The sequence below is a fragment of the Uliginosibacterium sp. 31-16 genome, assembly GCF_030730865.1.
Classification (GTDB): domain Bacteria; phylum Pseudomonadota; class Gammaproteobacteria; order Burkholderiales; family Rhodocyclaceae; genus Uliginosibacterium.
Genome location: NZ_JAVALZ010000004.1, coordinates 144,461 through 164,355 on the forward strand (window position 1 = coordinate 144,461; position 19,895 = coordinate 164,355).

A 19,895-nucleotide genomic window follows, 5' to 3' on the forward strand; every position below is an offset into this window, starting at 1 on the left:
AAGACCCGCCCCCAGCAAGCCTCTCCCGGCATACCGCCCGGAGAGGCTTTGTTTTTGCGGCCATCCCGGCAGGCATGCTGAAGAAGTCCGCCCCATGCGGTGCTGCGGGCATACCGCGTTCATCGCTTCAGGCTGGCTTTTGCTCTTTGGCGTAATTATGATGAACCCACATAATTCACCATAAAGGCGAGGCGATGGCCGCTCAGGATTACTGGCACTATCCGCGCACCGCGCTGGCGGACTCGGTGCTGATGGCCTTCGACAGTGGCCTGTCGCACGCCCTGACCATGTTCGCGCCGCGCCGCATGGGCAAGACCGAATTCCTCCTCAAGGACATCGCGCCGCGCGCCGAGGAGCACGGCTGGCGGGTTTTCTACCACTCCTTCATGACCGATGGCGACGAGGCCGGCGAGGTCTTCCGCCTGTCGCTGGCCGAATTCGCGGCCGGGCGCATGAAGAGCTGGCTCAAGCCGCTGACCGCCCGCGTCTCGGCCGAACTGCTGGGGGTTAAGGCCGAATTCGCCAGCCAGCCCGCCAGCCCCCAGCACTCGCTGACCGAAATCGTCCAGGCGCTGGCCAGCGCCGGCAAGACCATCCTGCTGCTCGACGAAGCCCAGATCCTCACCCGTCTGCCGCGCAACGAAGAGCTGCTCGGTGGCCTGCGCACCGGACTGGACATCAACAAGGACCAGCTCAAGGTACTGTTCACCGGCTCGTCGCGCGAGGGCCTGCGGCGCATGTTCTCGGAAGCGCGCGCGCCCTTCTTCCACTTCGGCACCAACATCGAATTGCCCACGCTGGAGCGCGGCTTCTGCGTGCATCTGGCCGAGGCCTACCGGCGCTCCACCGGCCGGCCGCTGGACGAGTGGCGGCTGTGGGAAGAGTTTGAAGCCATGGGCCATGTGCCGGGCCGCCTGCGCGCCGTGGTCGAAGCGATGGTACTGAACGCCGAGCTCACGCTCGCCGAGGCCGTCGCCCTGAAGGTGCACGACATCCACGACGAGGTGCAGTACGCCAAGATCCTCAAGGCCCTGCCGCTGCTCGACCGCCTGGTGCTGCAGGCCGTACTCGCCAGTGCGCCGCTGTTTGCCGAAGACACGCGCACGCGCATCGGCATCACCCTGGGCAGCCCGCCACCGAGCACGACCGCCGTACAGTCTGCCGCCGAACGCCTGTTGCGCGACGAGCTGATCACCCGTCGCGAACGCGGCCAGTACGAAATTTCCGACCCCGGCTTTGCGCAGTGGCTCAATGCCCTCGCCACGACCAAGGAGCACCCATGAAATCCCGCAAACTCCGCCTCACCCTGTTGATCGGCCTGCCCCTGCTGGCGGTCGTGCTGGTCGCCGGCTACTTCGCCGCGCTGCACCTCCTCAAGCAGCAGATCACCGCCGCGCTGGGCCAGACCGGCGAAGTGCGCGAAATCCGCGTCAGCCTCGCCCACATCGAGATCGACGGTCTGCGCATCAAGGCCAGCCGGGCCGGCTGGCCGGGCGCGGACGAACTGCGTGCCGAACGCGTCAGCGTCGTGCCGGATCTGCGCAGCCTGCTTTCCGACACGATCATCGTCAGCTCGATCACGGTTGAAGACGCCGCGCTGACCGTGCTGCGCGCCCGTGACGGCATCAAGATCCTGCCCGCCCTGCTGGATGCGCCGGGCAAGCGCAAAACAAAAAAGGATGAAGCGCCAGCCGCCGAAGCCAGCGGCCCGAAAATCCGCATCGGCCGCTTCAGGCTCAGCAACAGCCGCATCGATTTCTTTGACGCCACCGTCGCGGCCAAGCCTCTGCACATTCCGCTGGACCAGATCGAACTCAGCCTGGACGATCTGCTCCTGCCGGCCATGAGCGACAAGGCCCGCCTGAGCATGCAGGCCCGCGTCGCCAGGCAAGGCACGCTGGCGCTGGACGGCGATCTGGTGCCCGCCAACATGGATTCGAACCTGAAGCTGAAGCTCGCCGGCGTGCCGCTCAAACTGGTCGAACCCTATCTTTTCAAGGGCAAGGCGGGCGAGATCAAGTCCGGCACCCTGGCGCTGGATCTGCACTCGAAAGTCGTCAAGCGCCAGCTCAAGGCACCGGGCCACATGAGCCTGCACCAGCTCGAACTTGGCGGACTCTCCGGCCTGGCCCGCGAAGCCGCAGCCGCGTTTGCCCGTGCCAAGGGCGTGGATGCCGACACCCGCCGCCCGGTGGATATGGACTTCACCCTGCAGGGCAATCTGGACGATTCGCGCTTCTCGCTCAACGACACCATCTATGCGCAGGGCGGCCTGGCCGTGCTGAAACTGATCGGCATCGGCAGCGCGTCCGGCAGCAGCGACAAATCCGGCAGCGGGCTGGGCGATACGATCAAGGGCTGGTTTGGCAAGTGAGCGCCTGAACGCGCGCGCCGCGACGCATGCCCCGCCCTGATTGATCCGGCCAGAGTTTGTTTGAAGCCCGTTCGGCACGAACGGGCTTCAGGACGCAAGGCTCAAACTTGATCGGGCCGGATCTGTCGTCGCGCCGTCGGCACCCCCAGAATCGACCACTCGCCGACAACACGCGAAAGTGACGAATTGTGCAGGTAGACTGCCCAAAAACGTCACTTCCTGTTGATCATGCGGGCTCCGGAAATACAGCCGTCGCACAGTTGATCTCAGGCAGCACACCGAGATGTCACGCGAAGGCCAAACCATGATCAATTCCCTGAGAACCCTGTTGGGTATCCGCACCAAGCGCCAGCCACTCCCGATCACGTCAGCCCCCAGGCCGGGCGCCAGCATCGTGAAAGGGGATTACCGGATCAAGACGAATCAACCCTGTGACGGCGAACTGTGGGACTGGCTGCTGCTGATGGGCTGGCGCGTTTCATCGGTGCGCAACGATCGTCGCGGCTACCAAGAGATGCCTGCCGACACGATCACCCGCCTCAAAGCCGCCAGCATCGAAAGCCGCTCTGCCGTACTCGATGCGCTGAGTGCAAAAGCCAGCAGGCAGGCCGCCTGAAAATCCGACGCAAGCCGATACAGACCAGGACGCGACGATGAAGAATTTTTTCCGGCGACTGCTCGGCATCCGGACCAAGCGCCGGGCGCTCCCGATCACCCCGGTGCCGCCGACGGGAACCACCATCACCCGGAACGGCTTCAAGATCAAGGTCACCCAGACCTGCAGCCCGGAATTGTGGGACTGGCTGCTGCTGTCAGGCTGGCGGGTCGTTCCGGTGCGGCATGATCGCCGCGCCGGCACCACCCTGCCGGATGCCGCCATGCACATGCTGAACGCCGCTGGCGTCGAGCAGCGGGAGCATGTGATGGGCACCCTGCTGTCCTCCGCAAACCGCTCCCGCAAGGCCAGCCCCGCAAGGGCTCCGGCACGGCGCTAAGGCGCAGGCAGTAAAGCAACTCCTGCCTGCAAAGCCGCGCCTGACAAGCCTCTACAGCACGCATCCACGGACATCGCCAGCTGGCACCACTCTTCAGGCATGCGCACTCAAGACGCCCGCCAGATGCGGCTTTACAAGCAGCTCGCTTTTCAAATTCTTCACGCCAGCCAGTGCAGGGTCAGCGCCGCCAGCACGAGGTAGCGCAGAAATTTGGCCACGCCAACGATCGCGATGAATGACAGGAAGGGCTCGCGCAGCACGCCCGCCACCAGGGTCAGCGGATCGCCGATCACCGGCAGCCAGCTCAGCAGCAGGCTCCAGCGCCCCCAGCGGTGATACCAGCGCTGCGCCCGCGCCAACGCCGCTGGCCCGACCGGAAACCAGCGCCGCTCACGAAAACGCTGCAGCGAACGCCCCAGCCACCAGTTGATCGCCGAGCCCAGTACATTGCCAAGCGTCGCCACCGCGATCAGCGCCCACACGGGCTGATTGCCCGCCAGCAGAAGGCCTGCGAGCAGCAGTTCGGATTGAGCCGGAATCAGGGTCGCCGCCAGCAGCGCCGCAGCGAAAAGCGAGAGATAGGCCATCCGCCCGCTCAGGCCATCGCGTCAACCAGCTCTGGCTTGAGAATGTCCGCCAGCACCTGTGGTGCAATGCCGATCAGGTAGCCGCGCTTGCCGCCATTGATATAGATCTGCGGCAATTCGAGAATGCTCTGCTGCACATACACCGGCATGGCCCGCCGGGTGCCGAAGGGACTGGTGCCGCCCACCATGTAGCCGGAGTGGCGATTGGCCACTTCCGGCGCACACGGGTGGATCTGCTTCACGCCCAGATGACGCGCGAGGTTCTTGGTCGAGACCTCGCGGTCGCCATGCATCAGCACGATCAGCGGACGCTTCGCCTCGTCTTCCATGATCAGGGTCTTGATCACGGCATGCTCAGCAACGCCCAGCTCGCGGCTGCTCACCGCCGTGCCGCCCTTCTCCTCGTAGTCGTAGAGATGGTCGGACCATTCGGCCTTGTGCTCGCGCAGCACACGGATCGCGGCGGTGACGGGGGCTTTGCTGTCTTTCATGGATTTGCTCAAACCGTTCGAGCCGAGTGACGCGAAGCGTCGTATCGAGGCCAGGACCTTGCCCTCGATACGCGCTCTGCGAGCGCACTCCGGCCGAACGGGTTGCGGCTTACTGAACGTCGAGAAGTTCCACTTCAAATACCAGCGTCGCATTCGGCGGAATCACGCCGCCGGCGCCGCGCGCGCCGTAGCCCAGCTCGGGCGGAATGATCAGCTTGCGCGTGCCGCCCACCTTCATGCCCTGCACGCCTTCGTCCCAGCCGGCGATGACGCGACGGCCGCCAAGCGGGAAGCTGAAGGGCTCGCCACGATCCTTGCTGGAGTCGAATTTCTCGCCGGTGGTGAGCCAGCCGGTGTAATGCACCGACACGTACTGACCTGCCTTGGCCAGCGCGCCCGTGCCGAAGATGCTGTCGTCGTAGGTCAGACCGGAGGCGGTGGTGACCGGATCGCGCATCGTCATGTCCAGCGCCGGCTCGATGCCGAGCAGCTCGACCTCGAAGACCAGCGTGGCATTCGGCGGAATCACGCCGCCCGCGCCTTCTTCGCCGTAGGCCAGATGCGAGGGAATCGTCAGCTTGCGCTTGCCGCCGACCAGCATGCCCTGCACACCTTCGTCCCAGCCGGGAATCACGTGCCCACCGCCCAGCGGAAAGCCGAAGGGCTCGTCGCGATCGACGCTGGAATCGAATTTCTCGCCGGTGGTCAACCAGCCGGTGTAATGCACCTGCACGGAACGACCGGCCTGCGCCGCTTCGCCGTTGCCGACGACGAGGTCTTCATAGATCAGGCCGCTGGCCGTGGTGGTGGAATTGCTCATGTCGGGAATGTCCTTTTTATTTGGCCGTGGTGCCGAAAATCTTGTCCCCGGCGTCGCCGAGGCCCGGGATGATATAGCCGTTCTCGTTCAGATGGCTGTCGATGGCGGCCGTCCAGCAGCGCACATCGGGGTGAGCCTTGTTCAGTGCGGCAATGCCTTCGGGCGCGGCGACCAGCACCAGCGCACGAATGTCCTTGCAGCCGCGCCGCTTGAGCAGATCGACAGTGGCGATCATCGAGCCCGCCGTGGCGAGCATCGGATCGATGATCAGGGCGCAGCGTTCATCGAGATTGCCGACGAACTTCTCGAAATAGTTGATCGGTTCCAGCGTCTCTTCATTACGCGACAGACCGACCACGCTGATCTTGGCGCTGGGGATCATGTCCAGCACGCCATCCAGCATGCCCAGCCCGGCGCGCAGGATGGGCACCACGGTAACCTTCTTGCCCTTGATCTGCTGGATTTCGGTCGGGCCGCTCCAGCAATCGATCATGACCGGACCCAGTTCGAAATCGGCGGTGGCTTCATACGCCAGCAGGCGCGCCAGTTCGGCGGTCAGCTCGCGGAATTTCTTGGTGGAGATGTCGGCCTCACGCATGAGACCGATTTTGTGTTGCACGAGCGGGTGATTGACTGCGATGACGGGCATGACGTGCTTCCTTGTGCGCCAGGGCGAAGTTGCGATGGGCGAATTATGCCTGTCCGGCGCCCGGCTTGCCTGCCAACTCCTGCATCACTTGCCGCCACGCAAGCTCGGCGGCCTCGCCCTGCCCGGCAAAAATGCTCGCCAGCAGCTCGCGCTGGGTCTGCGACAGCCGCGCTTCGAGCGCCGCTCCCTCGGCACTGAGCGACAGGCAGCGCGCGCGCCCGTCGCTGGCGTCTGCCGCGACCACCACCAGCCCGAGTTCGACCAGCTGCTTGAGCGGCGCATGCAGGGCCTGCTTGCTGACCCCCAACGTGCTGAGCAGTTCATTGACCCGCTGCCCGGGACGACGCGCCACGAAATACAGGATGCGGTGATGCACGCGCGCCAGCCCGCGCTCGGCAAGGATGGCGTCTGGCTGCGCAGTGAAGGCCCGGTAAGCGTAGAAGAAGACTTCGATCGCCGCATGGAGCGAGGCTTCGCGTGAGGAGGAATTTTGGTCAAGCATGTTGACTTTTATAAATCACGCGCGCATATTGGTCAACACATTTGACGTAAATCGACACCGCCATGAGCTCTCCTGATTTGCAGCTTGCCCGCCGCACCGAACGCCTGAAGTCTTCTCTGGTGCGCGACATCCTTGCCGCCGCCGCCCGCCCCGGCATGATCTCTTTCGCGGGCGGGCTGCCCGCCGCCGACCTGATGCCGCAACTGCCGCTGGAAGCCACGGCAGCGCCGGCACTTTACCAGTACGGCACCAGCGAAGGCGAGCCAGCCTTCCGCACCGCGGTTGCGCACTGGATCGGGGAGACCGGCCTGCAGGTGACACCCGACCAGGTGCTGGCCCTGGCCGGCTCGCAGCAGGGGCTGGATTTTGCCGCCAAGCTGCTCATCGACGAAGGCACGCCGCTGCTCTGCGAAGGCCCGACCTATGTCGCCGCGCTGCAGGTATTCCAGCTTTTCGGGGCCGACATCGTGTGCGCACCGCTCGGCGCCGAAGGCCCCGATCTGGTCGCGCTCGAACACCTGCTGGCAACCAAACGTCCGCGCGCCGCCTACCTCATTCCCTGCTTCCAGAATCCGGGCGGCGCCTGCTACAGCGCCGCCGCCCGCGTCGCCGTGGCCGAACTGTTCGACCGCTACAACGTCATCCTGATCGAAGATGAGCCCTACCGCAGCGTGGCGCTGGATGTGGATCACCCGATGACGCCGATCTGCTCGCTGCTCAAGCGCGCGCCGTGGATCTATCTGGGCAGTTTTTCAAAGATCCTGTGGCCGGGCTGGCGCATGGGTTTCCTCGCCGCCCACCCGGCGCTGATGCCGCATCTGGTGCGCCTGAAGCAGGCGGCCGATCTGCACACGCAGCGCCCCGGTCAGGCCGCCGTGGCGCACTGGCTCAACAGCGACACGCGCGGCCGGGATCTGGAACGATTGCGCGCCGGCTATCGCGTGCGCCGCGACGCCATGCAAGCGGCACTGGAGCGCCACTTCGGCGCCATTGCCGACTGGCAGATGCCGCGCGGCGGGCTGTTCTTCTGGCTGAAGCTGCGCGGTGAACTGCAGGCCACCCGTGCCATGCTCGACCGGGCGCTGGAGCAAGGCGTGGCCTTCATGCCCGGCGAAGCCTTTTTCGCCCAGCCCGCCGAAGGTCACCAGTACCTGCGCCTGAACTACAGCCGCGCCACACCGGAGGAGATGGAAAGCGGGCTGGCCACGCTGGCACGGTGCATCCGTACTGCACAGGACCTGCAGAGCCGCCCCCAGCCTGCCTGAGCAGCCAACCTGCCCGGAGAGGCTTGTCGCGCGCCAATCTTCAGGCAGGCATGCTGTAAACGTCCGCCAGACAAGGCTCTCCGGCATGCCTGCCGCGGATGGAAAAAAGCCGATCCTGTGATCGGCTTTTTTCTGGTTGGCGGTTTCTTGCCGGACTATTTCTGCGCTGCGCCGGGATCAAACTCCAGATCATTCGCGGAGCGGGTCTGACGGCTGTCGCCATCCTCTTCGATCATGTCGGTCCAGGTATCCACGGTGCGGGGCTGGGGTGGCAACAGTGAACGGTACCAGGTGCGCAGGTTCAGGATCTCGGTCAGAACCGGCTGCGGAAAGCCTTGGCGCCCCTCCCGGTCGGTCAGCATCAGTTCCTGGAAATACGGCTCGATCTCCGGAGAACCCCACAACTGCACGATCCGGTCCACGATCCGCGGGTAGGACGCCATCAACTGGCGTGGGTAGAAGGCGGCGGGTGCGTCTTTCAGCTTTGCGGTCAATGCATCACTCATGTTGCATCTCCTTGCGTCTGTGACATACATGCAGCGGTCGCGCCGGCGGCGCTTTGGGCGCAGTGTACGGAGGCGCAATCACCGCGCCCGAACCCTGCAGACAGCGCACTGATCATACTCGCGCGCCATCCAGCACGGCCAGCGCCGTCAGTCACCCCGCGCGCTGGCGGCGCGCCTCGAACAGACAGAGGCCCGAAGCCACCGACACATTGAGGCTCTCCACCGAACCCAGCATCGGAATCTTGGCCAGCTCGTCGCAGGTCTCGCGCGTCAGGCGGCGCAGGCCATCCCCCTCGGCCCCCAGCACCCAGGCCGTCGGCACCTTCTGGTCGATCTCGTAGATCGTCTTGGTGGCTTCACCGGCCGCGCCAACACACCACACGCCGGCGTCCTGCAACTCGCGCAGGGTACGCGCCAGATTGGTCACGACGATGTAAGGCACCGTATCGGCGGCACCACTGGCAACCTTCATGGCCGTGGCATTCAGGCCCACGGCGCGATCCTTGGGGGCGATCACGGCATGCACCCCCGCCGCATCAGCCACCCGCAGACAGGCGCCGAGGTTGTGCGGGTCCTGAATGCCATCAAGCACCAGAAACAACGCATTTTCGGTCAGGTCTTCGAGGAGGTCCGACAGGTGCAGCACCTTGTGGCGCGGGTCGATCTTGGCGACCACGCCCTGATGCCGCGAAGTGCCGGCCATGCCGTCCAGACGCGCCGTGTCGGTCGGCATGATGCGCACGCCGGCGGCCTCGGCCTTGCTCAGCAGATCACGGGCGCGCGCATCGCCACGCTGGGCGGCGACGTGCAGTTCGAGGATGGCGTCCGGGTCGTGCTTGAGTTTGGCAGCAACGGCATGAAAGCCATGAATGAAACGGGTCTCAGCCACGCGGGCTTCCTTTCTTCTTCGATCCAGAGGCAGCGCCGCGAGCGGCGCCGGTATTGGTTTTTCGGGCAGGCTTGCTGGCCGATGAGGCTACGCGCGGCTTTCCAGACACCTTACCTGCAGAGGCAGGCGCAGCGCCACTCTTTGGCACGCTCTTGCCGGAACCACCCAGCAAAGCCGCCTTGACGGTTTCGCGCGGCGAGCCTTTGGCCGGCACGCCGGCCAGATCGCGCCAGCTCACCGGCTCGTCTTCGCCAAAACTGGCGGCCGGCGCCGGGCGCTTGCTTTCGCGTAATGCCGGCTTTGCGACTTCGCGTGGAGTTTCACGCACCACGGCACGCGGTATTTCACGAGACCCCGCACGCGATGTCTCACGCCGCGGTTCGCGCTGACTGTCGCGTGCGGTCTTGCCCACACGTTCCGTCGGCCGCGCCCCGCCGGAGACGAGCTTGAAGTCGATCTTGCGCGACTCCAGATCTACCCGCACCAATTGCACGCTCACACGATCCGAGAGACGGAATTGCTGACCTGTGCGCTCACCGACCAGCGCATGACGAGCCTCGTCGAAGTGGAAATAGTCCGCGCCCAGATCGGAAATATGCACCAAGCCTTCGACGAACAAATCATCAAGGGTCACGAAGATACCAAAAGACGCGACCGAGGTGACGATTCCGGCGTACTGATCGCCTACGCGGTCCTGCATGTAGAAACACTTGAGCCAGGTTTCCACGTCGCGGCTCGCTTCGTCGGCACGGCGCTCGGTCTGCGAGCAATGCACCCCGATGTCTTCCCAGATGCCGTTCTTGGCGGCAGACGCTGCATGCTTGACACTGGCTTCACGCGCAGCCTTTTCGCGGGCCTCGTTGGGCTTGGCGCCGCCCTTGCGTCGGCGCGTATCCTTGAGCAGCTCGACGGGCCCGGCACTCGGCTCATAGCGCGTTTTGGTGAGCACCGCCTTGATCGCCCGGTGCACCAGCAGGTCAGGGTAGCGCCGGATCGGTGAGGTGAAGTGGGTGTAAGCCTCGTAGGCCAGACCGAAGTGACCGACGTTCTCCGGGCTGTACACGGCCTGCTGCATGGAGCGCAGCATCACCGTCTGGATCAGCTGGGCGTCCGGCCGATCCTTGATCTTGTCGACGACCTTGGCGAAATCGGCCGCCCGCGGCGAGTCACCGCCGCCCAGCCCCAAGCCGAACTCGGCGAGGAATTCACGCAGTTTGCCTAGCTTGTCGGCGGACGGACCTTCATGCACACGGTACAGCGAAGGCTGCTTGTGCTTCTGCAGGAATTCGGAGGCGCACACGTTGGCTGCCAGCATGCACTCCTCGATCAGGCGGTGCGCGTCGTTGCGGCGCTCCGGCACGATGCGCTCGATCTTGCCGTCGTCGCCAAAGACCATCTTGGTCTCGACCGTCTCGAACTCGATGGCGCCGCGCTTGGCGCGCGCCTTGAGCAGGATGCGGAACAGCACGTCGAGGTTTTCCAGATGCGGCAGCAGGGCTGCGTGCTCGGCGCGCAAGGTGTCGTCGAGCTGCCCTTCTTCGTTACCGTACAGCATCGCTGCGACCTTGTTATAGGTCAGGCGCGCGTGCGAGAACATCACGCCGGGATAGAAACGGTAGGCCTTGATCTCGCCGGATACGTTGATCGACATGTCGCAGACCATGCACAGGCGCTCGACCTGCGGGTTCAGCGAACACAAGCCGTTGGAGAGCTTCTCCGGCAACATCGGAATCACCCGGCGCGGGAAATACACCGAGTTGCCGCGCGCGAGACCTTCGGCCTCCAGCGCGCTACCAGGCGTTACGTAGTGACTCACGTCAGCAATCGCCACGATCAGGCGATAGCCCTTGCCCTGCTTCTCGCAGAACACCGCGTCATCGAAATCCTTGGCGGTCTCGCCATCGATGGTCACCAGCGGCAGCGAGCGGATGTCTTCGCGCCCCGGCGTCCAGTCTTTCTTGCGCACCACATCGGGCAGCTTCTTGGCTTCAGCCTTCACTTCGTCCGAGAACTCGAAGGGCAGATCATGTTTGCGCAACGCGATCTCGATTTCCATACCGTCGTCGGCGTAGTTACCCAGGGTCTCGACGATCTGGCCGATCGGCTGGCTATGCTGAGTGGGTTGCTGCAGCAATTCGACCGTGACGACCTGTCCGGCCTTGGGCTTGGTTTTGCCTCCCGGCGCCAGCAGGATGCCCTGACTGATGCGCCGGTTCTCCGGCAGCACCATCGCCACGCCGGCCTCCACCGTGACGCGACCAACCACGCTGGTATTCGCCCGTTCCAACACCTCGATGACCTTGGCTTCGCGGCGCCCGCGCTGATCGACGCCCACGGCGCGCACCAGCGCACGGTCGCCGTGCAGCACTTCACGCATCGCACGCGGGCCGAGGAACAGGTCTTCCGAGCCATCATCCGGCACGAGAAAGCCGAAGCCGTCTGGATGGCCTTCGACACGTCCCGCAATGAGGTCAGCCTTGTCCGGCAGGATGTAGCTGCCGCGCCGATTGCGCATGAGCTGACCGGCACGCTCCATGGCGCCGAGACGACGCGCAAAGTGTTCATCTTCTTCCGCACGAATATCCAGCTCACCCGCCAGCTCTTCCGCACTCAGCGGGCAGCCTGCGTCTTCCAGAATCTGCTGGATGTATTCGCGCGAAGGCAGGGGGAATTCATACTTCTCTGCTTCGCGCTCAAAGAACGGATCGGCACGACGGATTTTCGACACGCGTGGTTTTTTCATTTTCTTCTGTTGTGGTACTTGACTCATTGTTCTTAGTCCTTATAATGCCGGTCTCACGTCGCAACTGCAGCGTGAATTGCCCAGGTGGCGAAATTGGTAGACGCGCTAGTTTCAGGTACTAGTGCCGCAAGGTGTGGAGGTTCGAGTCCTCTCCTGGGCACCAAATTCGGGGGAAAAGCCAAGTCTTTTGACTTGGCTTTTTTCTTTTCTGCTTTTGCTGTTCGTTTCAATCAACTTTTGATTCTGCGACAGGGATATAAAAGGTGAAAGGCCGGCTTACGCCGGCCTTTTTGCATCAGGCAGCAAACGGATGTTGCTTGAGAATCGTCTCGTCGCGCTCGGGGCCGGTCGAGATGATCGCGATCGGCACTTCGCAGACTTCTTCCAGGCGATTCAGATAGTTCCGGGCCGCCGCCGGCAGATCTTCCCAGCGTTTAACGCCAAAAGTCGTTTCTTTCCAGCCCGGCACGGTTTCGTAGATCGGCTCGCACGCCGCCACGTCGTCGGCACCGATCGGCAGCAGATCAACCTTCTTGCCGTGCAGCATGTAGCCGGTGCAGATCTTCAGCTCATCCAGGCCATCCAGCACATCCAGCTTGGTAATGCACAAGCCCGTCAAGCCGTTGATGCAGGCCGAACGACGCAGCGCTGCCGCATCAAACCAGCCGCAGCGACGTTTGCGACCTGTTACGGTGCCAAATTCGCGGCCCACCGTCGACATCTGCTCACCCGGCGTACCCTTGGTTTCGATATCCAGCTCACTCGGGAAAGGGCCGCCACCCACACGCGTACAGTATGCCTTGGTGATGCCCAGCACGTAGTGCAGCATGCCAGGGCCGACACCCGCGCCCGCCGCGGCCTGCCCGGCGACGCAGTTGGACGAGGTCACGAACGGATACGTGCCGTGGTCGATATCCAGTAGGGAGCCTTGTGCGCCCTCAAACAGCAGGTTCTGATCCGCCTTGTTTGCGGCATACAGATCGGCGGAAATATCGGAGACCAACGGGCGGATCGCCTCGGCATCCTTCATGGCCTGGTCATACACCGTCTGGAAATCCACCGGTTCGGCGTCCAGATACTGGGTCAGCACGAAATTGTGATACTCCAGCACTTCGCGCAGCTTGACGGCGAAACGCTCCGGATAGAACAGGTCGTATACACGCAAGGCGCGCCGGGCAACCTTGTCGGCATAGGCCGGGCCAATGCCCTTGCCGGTAGTGCCGATCTTGTCTGCCGCACATTTCTTGGCCTCACGCGCTTTGTCGAGTGCGGAATGGCAGGCCAGAATGAGAGGACAGCCAGGGCTGACCTTGAGACGCGAACGCACCTCGATGCCATCCTTTTCAAGAATTGCGATTTCAGACAGCAGATGGTGGGTATCCAGCACCACTCCATTGCCGATGTAACACTGCACGCCTTCACGCACGATGCCGGAAGGCACAAGATTCAGCTTGTACTCCTTGGTGCCCACCACCAGCGTGTGGCCCGCATTGTGCCCCCCCTGGAAACGCACCACGCCCTGTGCGTGATCGGTCAGCCAGTCGACGATCTTGCCTTTGCCTTCATCGCCCCACTGCGTGCCGACGACCACTACGTTCTTTGCCATTTGAATCTTCCTCAGTCTTCCAGTGCCACGACGCCCCAGGCGCCGTCATTCGATACGATACGCCGGTCGCAACCTGCTTCACGCCAATCCCCGACGTGTCCAGGCAACTCCAGCATCACTATCTCACCCGCAGCCCGCAATTGTGCAACCAGCGCCGCCAGTTCTGGCGCTGAATCGATCGGCGCCAGCACCGCACCGACAGCTCGGACATCGGGCCCCAAAGCCGCCAGCTCGCGCACATCCAGACTGAACCCCGTTGCAGGACGTGCCCGCCCGAATTCACGTCCCACTTCGTTATAGCGTCCGCCCAGCGCCACCGCAGTCGGCGATGCCCCACAGTAGGCTGCGAACATCAGTCCGGTGTGGTAGTGATAGCCGCGCAGATCTGCCAGATCGAAACTCAACGGCAAATCGCCGAGCTGCCGCGACAGATGCAACAGCTCATCCAGCGCAGCATGCACGCCGGGAACGTTGGGCAACACATCACGCGCACGCAGCAGCACACTGACGTCGCCATAGAGCTCTGGCAAGGCCAGCAAACCGGAACGCGCAGGCTCGGAAATATTGGCAACGAACTCACGCAGCCCAGGCACATCCTTGGCTTGCAGAATGCCGAACAAGGTCTTCTCGGCTACCGCATTCAGTCCGGCCAGGGAGCTCAGTGTGCGGAACAAGCCAACGTGCCCCACGTCGATACGACTGGTACGCGCGCCAGCAAGCTGCAGGGTCCGCGCAAGCAGACGAAGAACCTCAACATCCGCTTCGATGCCAGCGTGACCATACAGCTCCGCGCCGATCTGCAGAGGCTCACGCGAGGCACTCATGGAACGCGGCAGTACATGCACCACGGGGCCGCAGTAGCACATGCGCGCCACACCGTTCCGGTTGAGCAGGTGAGCATCAATACGGGTCACCTGCGGCGTGGTGTCCGCTCGCAAGCCAAGCGTGCGGCCGGAGATCTGATCGACAAACTTGAACATGGTGTCTGCCATGTCCTGCCCGGTGCCGGACACCAATGAATCGAGATACTCGACAGCCGGCGGAATGACCAGTTGATAACCATGCAGCCGGAACTCATCGAGCAATCTCCGGCGCAGATTTTCCACACGCTGCGCTTCAAGCGGCAGCACATCTTCAAAATATTCGGGCAAAGCCCAGCGTGGCAAAGCCATGGGAAGTCTTACTTGATCAGGATGAAAAGGACAGCACCCAGCAGGAGAGATGCCAGACCGAAGAACCGGATCTGGCCATCTGCCATGCGAGTGATGCGCGCAAAGGTCTCGCGCCAGACCTTGGGCGCAATCAGGGGGAGCAGACCTTCAAGCATCAGCATCAATGCGAAGGCCGCCAGTACGAAACGCAGCATGACTACTTCACGCCCTCTTTGCCAGCGCCATTCTTCATGTATTTGAAGAAATCGGAGGACGGATCCACCACCAGCACATCACTCTTGCTGCGGAAGGTTTGCTTGTAGGCTTCCATGCTGCGCCAGAACCGGTAGAACTCCGGGCTGCGACCAAAAGCCTCGGCGTAGATTGCTGCAGCCTTGGCATCACCCTCGCCCTTGATCTTCTGTGCGTCGCGATAGGCTTCAGCCACCACAACCTCACGCCGCTTGTCTGCGTCGGCCTTGATCTGTTCGGCTTCGGCCCCGCCGGTGGAGCGCAACTCATTGGCCACGCGCTTGCGTTCAGCTTCCATGCGGCGATAAACGGAATCGCTGACATCGGTTGGCAACTCTACGCGCTTGACACGGACATCCACGATTTCCACACCGTACTGCACGGAGTCCGCAGCAGCTTTGGTTTTCACGGCCGCCATCAAGCTCTGCCGCTTGCCGGAAATCACATCATGCATCTGGCGCGTACCGAACTCCTCGCGCAACACCGCATTGACCGTCTGCTCCAGACGACTGCGGGCCCGGATCTCTTCCACTCCGAAAGCGCGATAAAAAACGGCCGGATCCTTGATTCGCCATTTGACGAAAGAATCCACCAAGACATTTTTCTTCTCCGCCGTCTGGAACAACTCCGATTCGGGAGAGTCCAGAGTGAGGATGCGCCGATCGAAATACTTCACATCCTGGATCAGTGGCAGCTTGAACTTGAGTCCCGGCTCCACTTCAAAGCGTTTGATTTCGCCCATCTGAAAAACCAGCGCGTAGTTTCGCTGATCCACGGTGAACACCGACATCGCCAGCAGGACGACGACAAGCAGGACAAAACCCAGAACAACAGGCAAGCGCGAATTCATCAACGTTCTCCCCGCTCACGGTTGCGCAAAGCATCGCGACGGCTATCAACATCCTGCCGCGGTAACGTCTGCGGCGTTTCCGGGACTGCCGGCTTGGCTGGCGTAACAGCAGCGTCAGGCGGCACAGGCGCATTTGCCTGCATCAATTTGTCCAGCGGCAGGTAGAGCAGGTTGCCATTTCCCTTTGCATCCACCATGACTTTGGACGTGCTCGAATACACCTGCTGCATCGCGTCGATATACATGCGATTCCGTGTTACCTCAGGAGCTTTGGCGTATTCGGCGAATACCTGCTTGAAGCGACTGGCATCGCCCTCTGCCTGCGCAACCACGCGACCGGAATATCCCATGGCCTCTTCACGCAAACGTGCGGCCGTACCCTCAGCCTTGGGCACGACATCGTTGAAATAGGCCTGCCCCTCGCTCTTCAGGCGCTCTCGGTCCTGGACAGCTTTTGTTGCATCATTGAAGGCATCCTGAACCTGCTCCGGCGGCTGAGCATTCTGCATCGTCACCTTGCTGACCTGAATGCCACTGCTCTTGTAATCACCGACCTTGTAATCATTCAGAATTCGCTGGATCAACAGCTGCGCATCCTTGGCTATCGCTTCGCGTCCCTGATAAAGAACAAAATCCATTTTGCTCTTACCGACAATCTCGCGCATTGCTGATTCAGCAACCTGTTTGACAGCGGCATCCGGATCCTTGTTGCTGAACAGGAATTCAGCCGGATCATTCAATGTGTATTGAACGGCAAACTGGATGTTGATGATGTTTTCATCATCCGTCAGCATCAGTGACTCATGCAGATTCTTGGTTCGATCAGAGGCTCTGAAACCGATTTCAACGGTACGCACGCGCGTCACATTGACCAGCTCAACCGACTCGACCGGATAGGGAATGTGCCACTGCAAACCTTCGTTGGTAATGGCCTGGAACTTTCCAAAACGCAGTACTACACCGCGTTGGCTGGCATCCACCGTATAAAACCCGCTCCCGGCCCACAGCAACAGCAATACGCCAACAATCAAACCGACGCCGCCGCCAAGTTGGCGTGAAGACACCGGCGGCGGATTCTCGCCCCCCCCCGCACCACCACCGCCAGACCGGCCAAACAAGCCGCCGAGACGGCTATTGAAATCGCGCCAGATGTCTTCGAGGTCGGGAGGCCCCTGCTCGCTACCACGCTTGTCGTCGCCCTGGCTTTTATTGCCCCAGCGCGGGTCATTAATTGACATGAGAAGTCCGGTAATCATTGGGATACTCGGTCTGGATTGTCGGTCGAATTGATCAGCCCGGCATCACCGGCCTGATCTGCGGATAAAGCAGGAAACATCTGGGTTGTCAGTACGCGACGCAACAGATCCAGCCCATCACCTGTCCGGGCACTGAGCAAAACACGCCCGATTTTACCATAGCCATCTGCCTCAACCGCCGGCAGACCATGGGTCATGTCGATCTTGTTCCACACCTGCACCTGCGGAACATCGCCAGCGCCTATCTCGCGCAGAACACGATTCACCACCGCAATCTGTGCCTCCCGATCTTCCGAAGAAGCATCCACCACATGCAGGAGCAAGTCAGCATTGGCTGTTTCTTCGAGCGTGGCATGAAAGGCTGCAACCACAGAATGGGGCAGGTCACGAATAAAGCCTACGGTGTCTGAAAGCACGATATGCCGTTGCGCATCGCTCAGATAGATTCGTCGTGACGTTGTATCCAGCGTCGCGAACAATTGATCGGCAGCATAGGCGCCAGCCTTGGTCAGCGCATTAAACAAGGTCGATTTCCCCGCATTGGTATAACCGACCAATGAGACCATCGGCACTTCACTACGTTCCCGAGAGCGGCGCCGAACCTTGCGCTGTTTTTCCAGTTGCTTGAGCCGGTCCTTGAGCAACTTGACCCGATTGCCAAGCAGACGCCGATCTGTCTCGAGCTGCTTCTCGCCGGGGCCGCGCAGACCAATCCCCCCTTTCTGTCGCTCCAGGTGGGTCCATCCGCGCACCAGCCGGGTCGCCAGATGTTCCAGCTGCGCCAGCTCTACCTGCAGCTTGCCTTCATGGCTTTGGGCCCGCAGGGCAAAAATATCAAGAATCAGGGAGGTTCGGTCAATCACCCGGCGCTGCAGCACACGCTCAAGATTTCGTTGCTGGGCAGCGCTCAACTCATGATTGAAGATAACAATATCCGCATCATGCGCTGCAACTGCGGCAGCGATCTCCTCAACCTTGCCTGATCCGGCATACAGCGCCGCGTCAGGAGCCCGACGACGCCCTTGCACAACAGCAACAGTGGCCGCTCCGGCTGAATCAGCAAGCAGTTGCAGCTCCGCCAGACACTCAGCAAGGCCTGCAACACCAAAATCAAGCTGTACCAGCACAGCACGATTACCGGCGGAATCGGGACGATCAAACATCTGCGCGGACAAGCGAAAGCCCGGCAATGGCTTGGCGCCAGAACCGGACAACATGGATACGAAGCATACAAAAGAACGTGTCGGGCCGGCCCGACAGACCAGGCCCGATCAACTTACTCCTTGGGGACTTCGGCAGGCAATGCGGCCGCACCGTTTTCATGCGGAATTGACACCGCGCGCGCAGGCACCACGGTAGAAATAGCATGCTTATAAACCATCTGGGTCACAGTGTTCTTCAGCAGCACCACGTATTGATCAAACGACTCAATATGGCCCTGCAGCTTGATACCGTTAACCAGATAGATGGAAACAGGGATGTGTTCCCGGCGCAGGACATTCAAAAAGGGGTCTTGCAGCAATTGGCCTTTGTTGCTCATGGTTGTGGCCCTCATGTGTATTGTTATGGGGTAATGCGCCAGCCGTCCGGTCAGGCATGGCCGGGCAAGCTTGGGAGGATAGCAGGCTTAGTCCTTGTCGGCATAGGGGTTGCGCGCAGACCGGAATTCAATGCGCAACGGGGTCCCCTGCAATTTGAACACGTCCATGAAGGTTCGCTCCAGATAGCGTCGGTAGGCCTCAGGAATGTGATCAAGTGCATTGCCATGGATCACCACCACAGGAGGATTCTGCCCGCCTTGGTGAGCGTAGCGCATCTTCGGCCGGAAAATCCCCTGGCGAGGAGGTTGCTGCTTGGCAATGGCCTCGACAAGTGTCCGGGTCAATTTTGGGGTTGGCAGCTTGGCCATTGCTGCCGCATAAGCCAGGTCGACAGACTTCAGCAGCGGCCCCATGCCTTGCGCCTGCAAAGCTGAAATGTAGTGATGCCGCGCAAACCCCAGAAAATGAAGTTTGCGTGCGATATCGGCCTTGACCCGCTCACGGCGATACTCGTCCACGTCATCCCATTTATTGACGGCCAGCACCAGCGCCCGGCCAGCCTCAAGCACAAAGCCTGCAATATGCGCATCCTGATCCGAAATATCCTGGCTCGCGTCCAGAACAAGCACGGCAACGTTGGACTCTTCTACCGCCTGCAGGGTTTTGATTACCGAAAATTTTTCGATCGTCTCAAACACTTTGCCACGACGTCGCAAACCCGCCGTATCAATCAGCGTATATGCCTTGCCATTGCGCTCAAACGGGATCTCGATTGCATCGCGAGTCGTGCCTGGCATGTCGAAAGCGATAACACGATCTTCGCCAAGCAGCGCATTGATCAATGTGGACTTGCCCACATTCGGGCGGCCAACAATCGCAACCTTGGGCCCGCTACCTGTGTCCTGCTCGGCCCCCTCGCCCTCGGGAAAGCGCTCAAGGATCAGGTCGATCAAGCTTCGCACGCCTTCTCCGTGCGCACCGGAAATCACGTACGGCTGCCCGAAACCCAATTCGTGGAATTCGGCACTGAAAGCATCCCGATTCATCCCCTCGCCTTTATTGACAGCAAGGTAAACCGGGCGTCCCGAGCGGCGCAAAGTGTCAGCGATCTGCTTGTCGTGCGGAGTCAGGCCCAGGCGGCCGTCCACGATAAACAGCAAGGCGTCACCTTCAGCAATCGCTGATTCAGCCTGACGTGCCATTTCAGCCACAACACCATCCTTGGCATTGGGCTCGAAGCCACCTGTATCAACCACCAGATAGGAGCGGGACCCGAGACGTCCGTGCCCGTAATGCCGGTCTCGCGTGAGGCCCGGCATATCCGCAACCAACGCATCGCGGGAGCGGGTCAATCGGTTAAAAAGAGTGGACTTGCCGACATTGGGTCGACCGACCAGAACCAGCGTAGGTTTCACTGC

Annotated in this window: 21 protein-coding genes and 1 tRNA gene; 6 read left to right on the top strand and 16 right to left on the bottom strand. The window is 61.7% G+C overall.

Annotated features, from left to right (window positions below):
• Positions 1–194: 194 nt before the first annotated feature.
• The 4 genes from Q9Q94_RS15680 (at position 195) to Q9Q94_RS15695 (ending at position 3,369) form a co-directional block, all read left to right on the top strand.
• On the top strand, positions 195–1,283 hold the full coding sequence (locus Q9Q94_RS15680; RefSeq protein WP_305981063.1) for a hypothetical protein: 1,089 nt from the start codon (positions 195–197) through the stop codon (positions 1,281–1,283).
• On the top strand, positions 1,280–2,374 hold the full coding sequence (locus Q9Q94_RS15685) for a DUF748 domain-containing protein (RefSeq protein ID WP_305981064.1): 1,095 nt from the start codon (positions 1,280–1,282) through the stop codon (positions 2,372–2,374). Before Q9Q94_RS15680 ends, Q9Q94_RS15685 begins: the two co-directional genes overlap by 4 nt.
• Positions 2,375–2,678: 304 nt before the next feature.
• The gene (locus tag Q9Q94_RS15690; RefSeq protein ID WP_305981065.1) at positions 2,679–2,990 is read left to right on the top strand and encodes a hypothetical protein; all 312 of its coding nucleotides are present in this window, start codon (positions 2,679–2,681) and stop codon (positions 2,988–2,990) included.
• 37 nt (positions 2,991–3,027) lie between these two features.
• Positions 3,028–3,369 carry a hypothetical protein gene (locus tag Q9Q94_RS15695; protein ID WP_305981066.1) on the top strand — a complete coding sequence of 114 codons (342 nt, stop codon included), beginning with the start codon at positions 3,028–3,030 and terminating at the stop codon, positions 3,367–3,369.
• Positions 3,370–3,527: 158 nt separating this feature from the next.
• On the opposite strand, the gene Q9Q94_RS15700 is transcribed toward Q9Q94_RS15695, so the two are convergent.
• The 5 genes from Q9Q94_RS15700 to Q9Q94_RS15725 form a co-directional block, all read right to left on the bottom strand.
• Positions 3,528–3,956, bottom strand: coding sequence for a YqaA family protein (locus Q9Q94_RS15700; protein WP_305981067.1), 429 nt, complete (start codon positions 3,954–3,956; stop codon positions 3,528–3,530).
• 8 nt (positions 3,957–3,964) lie between these two features.
• The gene (gene ybaK / locus Q9Q94_RS15705) at positions 3,965–4,447 is read right to left on the bottom strand and encodes a Cys-tRNA(Pro) deacylase (RefSeq protein ID WP_305981068.1); all 483 of its coding nucleotides are present in this window, start codon (positions 4,445–4,447) and stop codon (positions 3,965–3,967) included.
• A 109-nt stretch (positions 4,448–4,556) separates the two neighbouring features.
• Entirely contained in the window at positions 4,557–5,267 is a 711-nt protein-coding gene (locus Q9Q94_RS18050) for an FKBP-type peptidyl-prolyl cis-trans isomerase (RefSeq protein ID WP_371929866.1), read from the bottom strand.
• A 16-nt stretch (positions 5,268–5,283) separates the two neighbouring features.
• Positions 5,284–5,916 carry a uracil phosphoribosyltransferase gene (gene upp / locus Q9Q94_RS15720; RefSeq protein ID WP_305981069.1) on the bottom strand — a complete coding sequence of 211 codons (633 nt, stop codon included), beginning with the start codon at positions 5,914–5,916 and terminating at the stop codon, positions 5,284–5,286.
• 43 nt (positions 5,917–5,959) lie between these two features.
• Positions 5,960–6,418 (bottom strand): MarR family winged helix-turn-helix transcriptional regulator, encoded by a 459-nt coding sequence (locus Q9Q94_RS15725; RefSeq protein WP_305981070.1) that lies wholly within the window; start codon positions 6,416–6,418, stop codon positions 5,960–5,962.
• A 62-nt stretch (positions 6,419–6,480) separates the two neighbouring features.
• Between Q9Q94_RS15725 and Q9Q94_RS15730 the strand changes: the two genes are divergently transcribed.
• On the top strand, positions 6,481–7,683 hold the full coding sequence (locus tag Q9Q94_RS15730; protein ID WP_305981071.1) for a PLP-dependent aminotransferase family protein: 1,203 nt from the start codon (positions 6,481–6,483) through the stop codon (positions 7,681–7,683).
• A gap of 155 nt (positions 7,684–7,838) precedes the next feature.
• On the opposite strand, the gene Q9Q94_RS15735 is transcribed toward Q9Q94_RS15730, so the two are convergent.
• The 3 genes from Q9Q94_RS15735 to rnr all read right to left on the bottom strand — a co-directional run bounded on the left by Q9Q94_RS15735 (position 7,839) and on the right by rnr (position 11,821).
• Positions 7,839–8,189 (bottom strand): hypothetical protein, encoded by a 351-nt coding sequence (locus Q9Q94_RS15735; RefSeq protein ID WP_305981072.1) that lies wholly within the window; start codon positions 8,187–8,189, stop codon positions 7,839–7,841.
• Positions 8,190–8,340: 151 nt separating this feature from the next.
• Positions 8,341–9,078 carry a 23S rRNA (guanosine(2251)-2'-O)-methyltransferase RlmB gene (gene rlmB, locus Q9Q94_RS15740; protein ID WP_305981073.1) on the bottom strand — a complete coding sequence of 246 codons (738 nt, stop codon included), beginning with the start codon at positions 9,076–9,078 and terminating at the stop codon, positions 8,341–8,343.
• The gene (rnr, locus tag Q9Q94_RS15745) at positions 9,071–11,821 is read right to left on the bottom strand and encodes a ribonuclease R (protein WP_305981074.1); all 2,751 of its coding nucleotides are present in this window, start codon (positions 11,819–11,821) and stop codon (positions 9,071–9,073) included. The genes rlmB and rnr overlap by 8 nt, the downstream gene beginning before the upstream one ends.
• A gap of 78 nt (positions 11,822–11,899) precedes the next feature.
• Between rnr and Q9Q94_RS15750 the strand changes: the two genes are divergently transcribed.
• Positions 11,900–11,984: transfer RNA gene (locus Q9Q94_RS15750), tRNA-Leu, on the top strand.
• Positions 11,985–12,116: 132 nt separating this feature from the next.
• Here the strand turns inward: Q9Q94_RS15750 and Q9Q94_RS15755 are convergent.
• From Q9Q94_RS15755 to der, 8 genes are all read right to left on the bottom strand, one after another.
• Positions 12,117–13,427, bottom strand: a complete 1,311-nt coding sequence (locus Q9Q94_RS15755) for an adenylosuccinate synthase (RefSeq protein WP_371929867.1) — start codon at positions 13,425–13,427, stop codon at positions 12,117–12,119.
• 11 nt (positions 13,428–13,438) lie between these two features.
• On the bottom strand, positions 13,439–14,599 hold the full coding sequence (locus Q9Q94_RS15760; RefSeq protein WP_305981075.1) for an ATP phosphoribosyltransferase regulatory subunit: 1,161 nt from the start codon (positions 14,597–14,599) through the stop codon (positions 13,439–13,441).
• 8 nt (positions 14,600–14,607) lie between these two features.
• Positions 14,608–14,793 (bottom strand): DUF2065 domain-containing protein, encoded by a 186-nt coding sequence (locus Q9Q94_RS15765; protein ID WP_305981076.1) that lies wholly within the window; start codon positions 14,791–14,793, stop codon positions 14,608–14,610.
• A 2-nt stretch (positions 14,794–14,795) separates the two neighbouring features.
• On the bottom strand, positions 14,796–15,680 hold the full coding sequence (gene hflC / locus Q9Q94_RS15770; RefSeq protein ID WP_305981077.1) for a protease modulator HflC: 885 nt from the start codon (positions 15,678–15,680) through the stop codon (positions 14,796–14,798).
• Entirely contained in the window at positions 15,680–16,918 is a 1,239-nt protein-coding gene (gene hflK, locus Q9Q94_RS15775; protein WP_305981078.1) for an FtsH protease activity modulator HflK, read from the bottom strand. The genes hflC and hflK overlap by 1 nt, the downstream gene beginning before the upstream one ends.
• 14 nt (positions 16,919–16,932) lie before the next feature.
• Positions 16,933–18,099 (bottom strand): GTPase HflX, encoded by a 1,167-nt coding sequence (hflX, locus tag Q9Q94_RS15780; protein WP_305981154.1) that lies wholly within the window; start codon positions 18,097–18,099, stop codon positions 16,933–16,935.
• Positions 18,100–18,212: 113 nt separating this feature from the next.
• Positions 18,213–18,476, bottom strand: coding sequence for an RNA chaperone Hfq (hfq, locus tag Q9Q94_RS15785; protein ID WP_305981079.1), 264 nt, complete (start codon positions 18,474–18,476; stop codon positions 18,213–18,215).
• 87 nt (positions 18,477–18,563) lie between these two features.
• On the bottom strand, positions 18,564–19,892 hold the full coding sequence (gene der / locus Q9Q94_RS15790) for a ribosome biogenesis GTPase Der (RefSeq protein ID WP_305981080.1): 1,329 nt from the start codon (positions 19,890–19,892) through the stop codon (positions 18,564–18,566).
• Positions 19,893–19,895 lie beyond the last annotated feature (3 nt).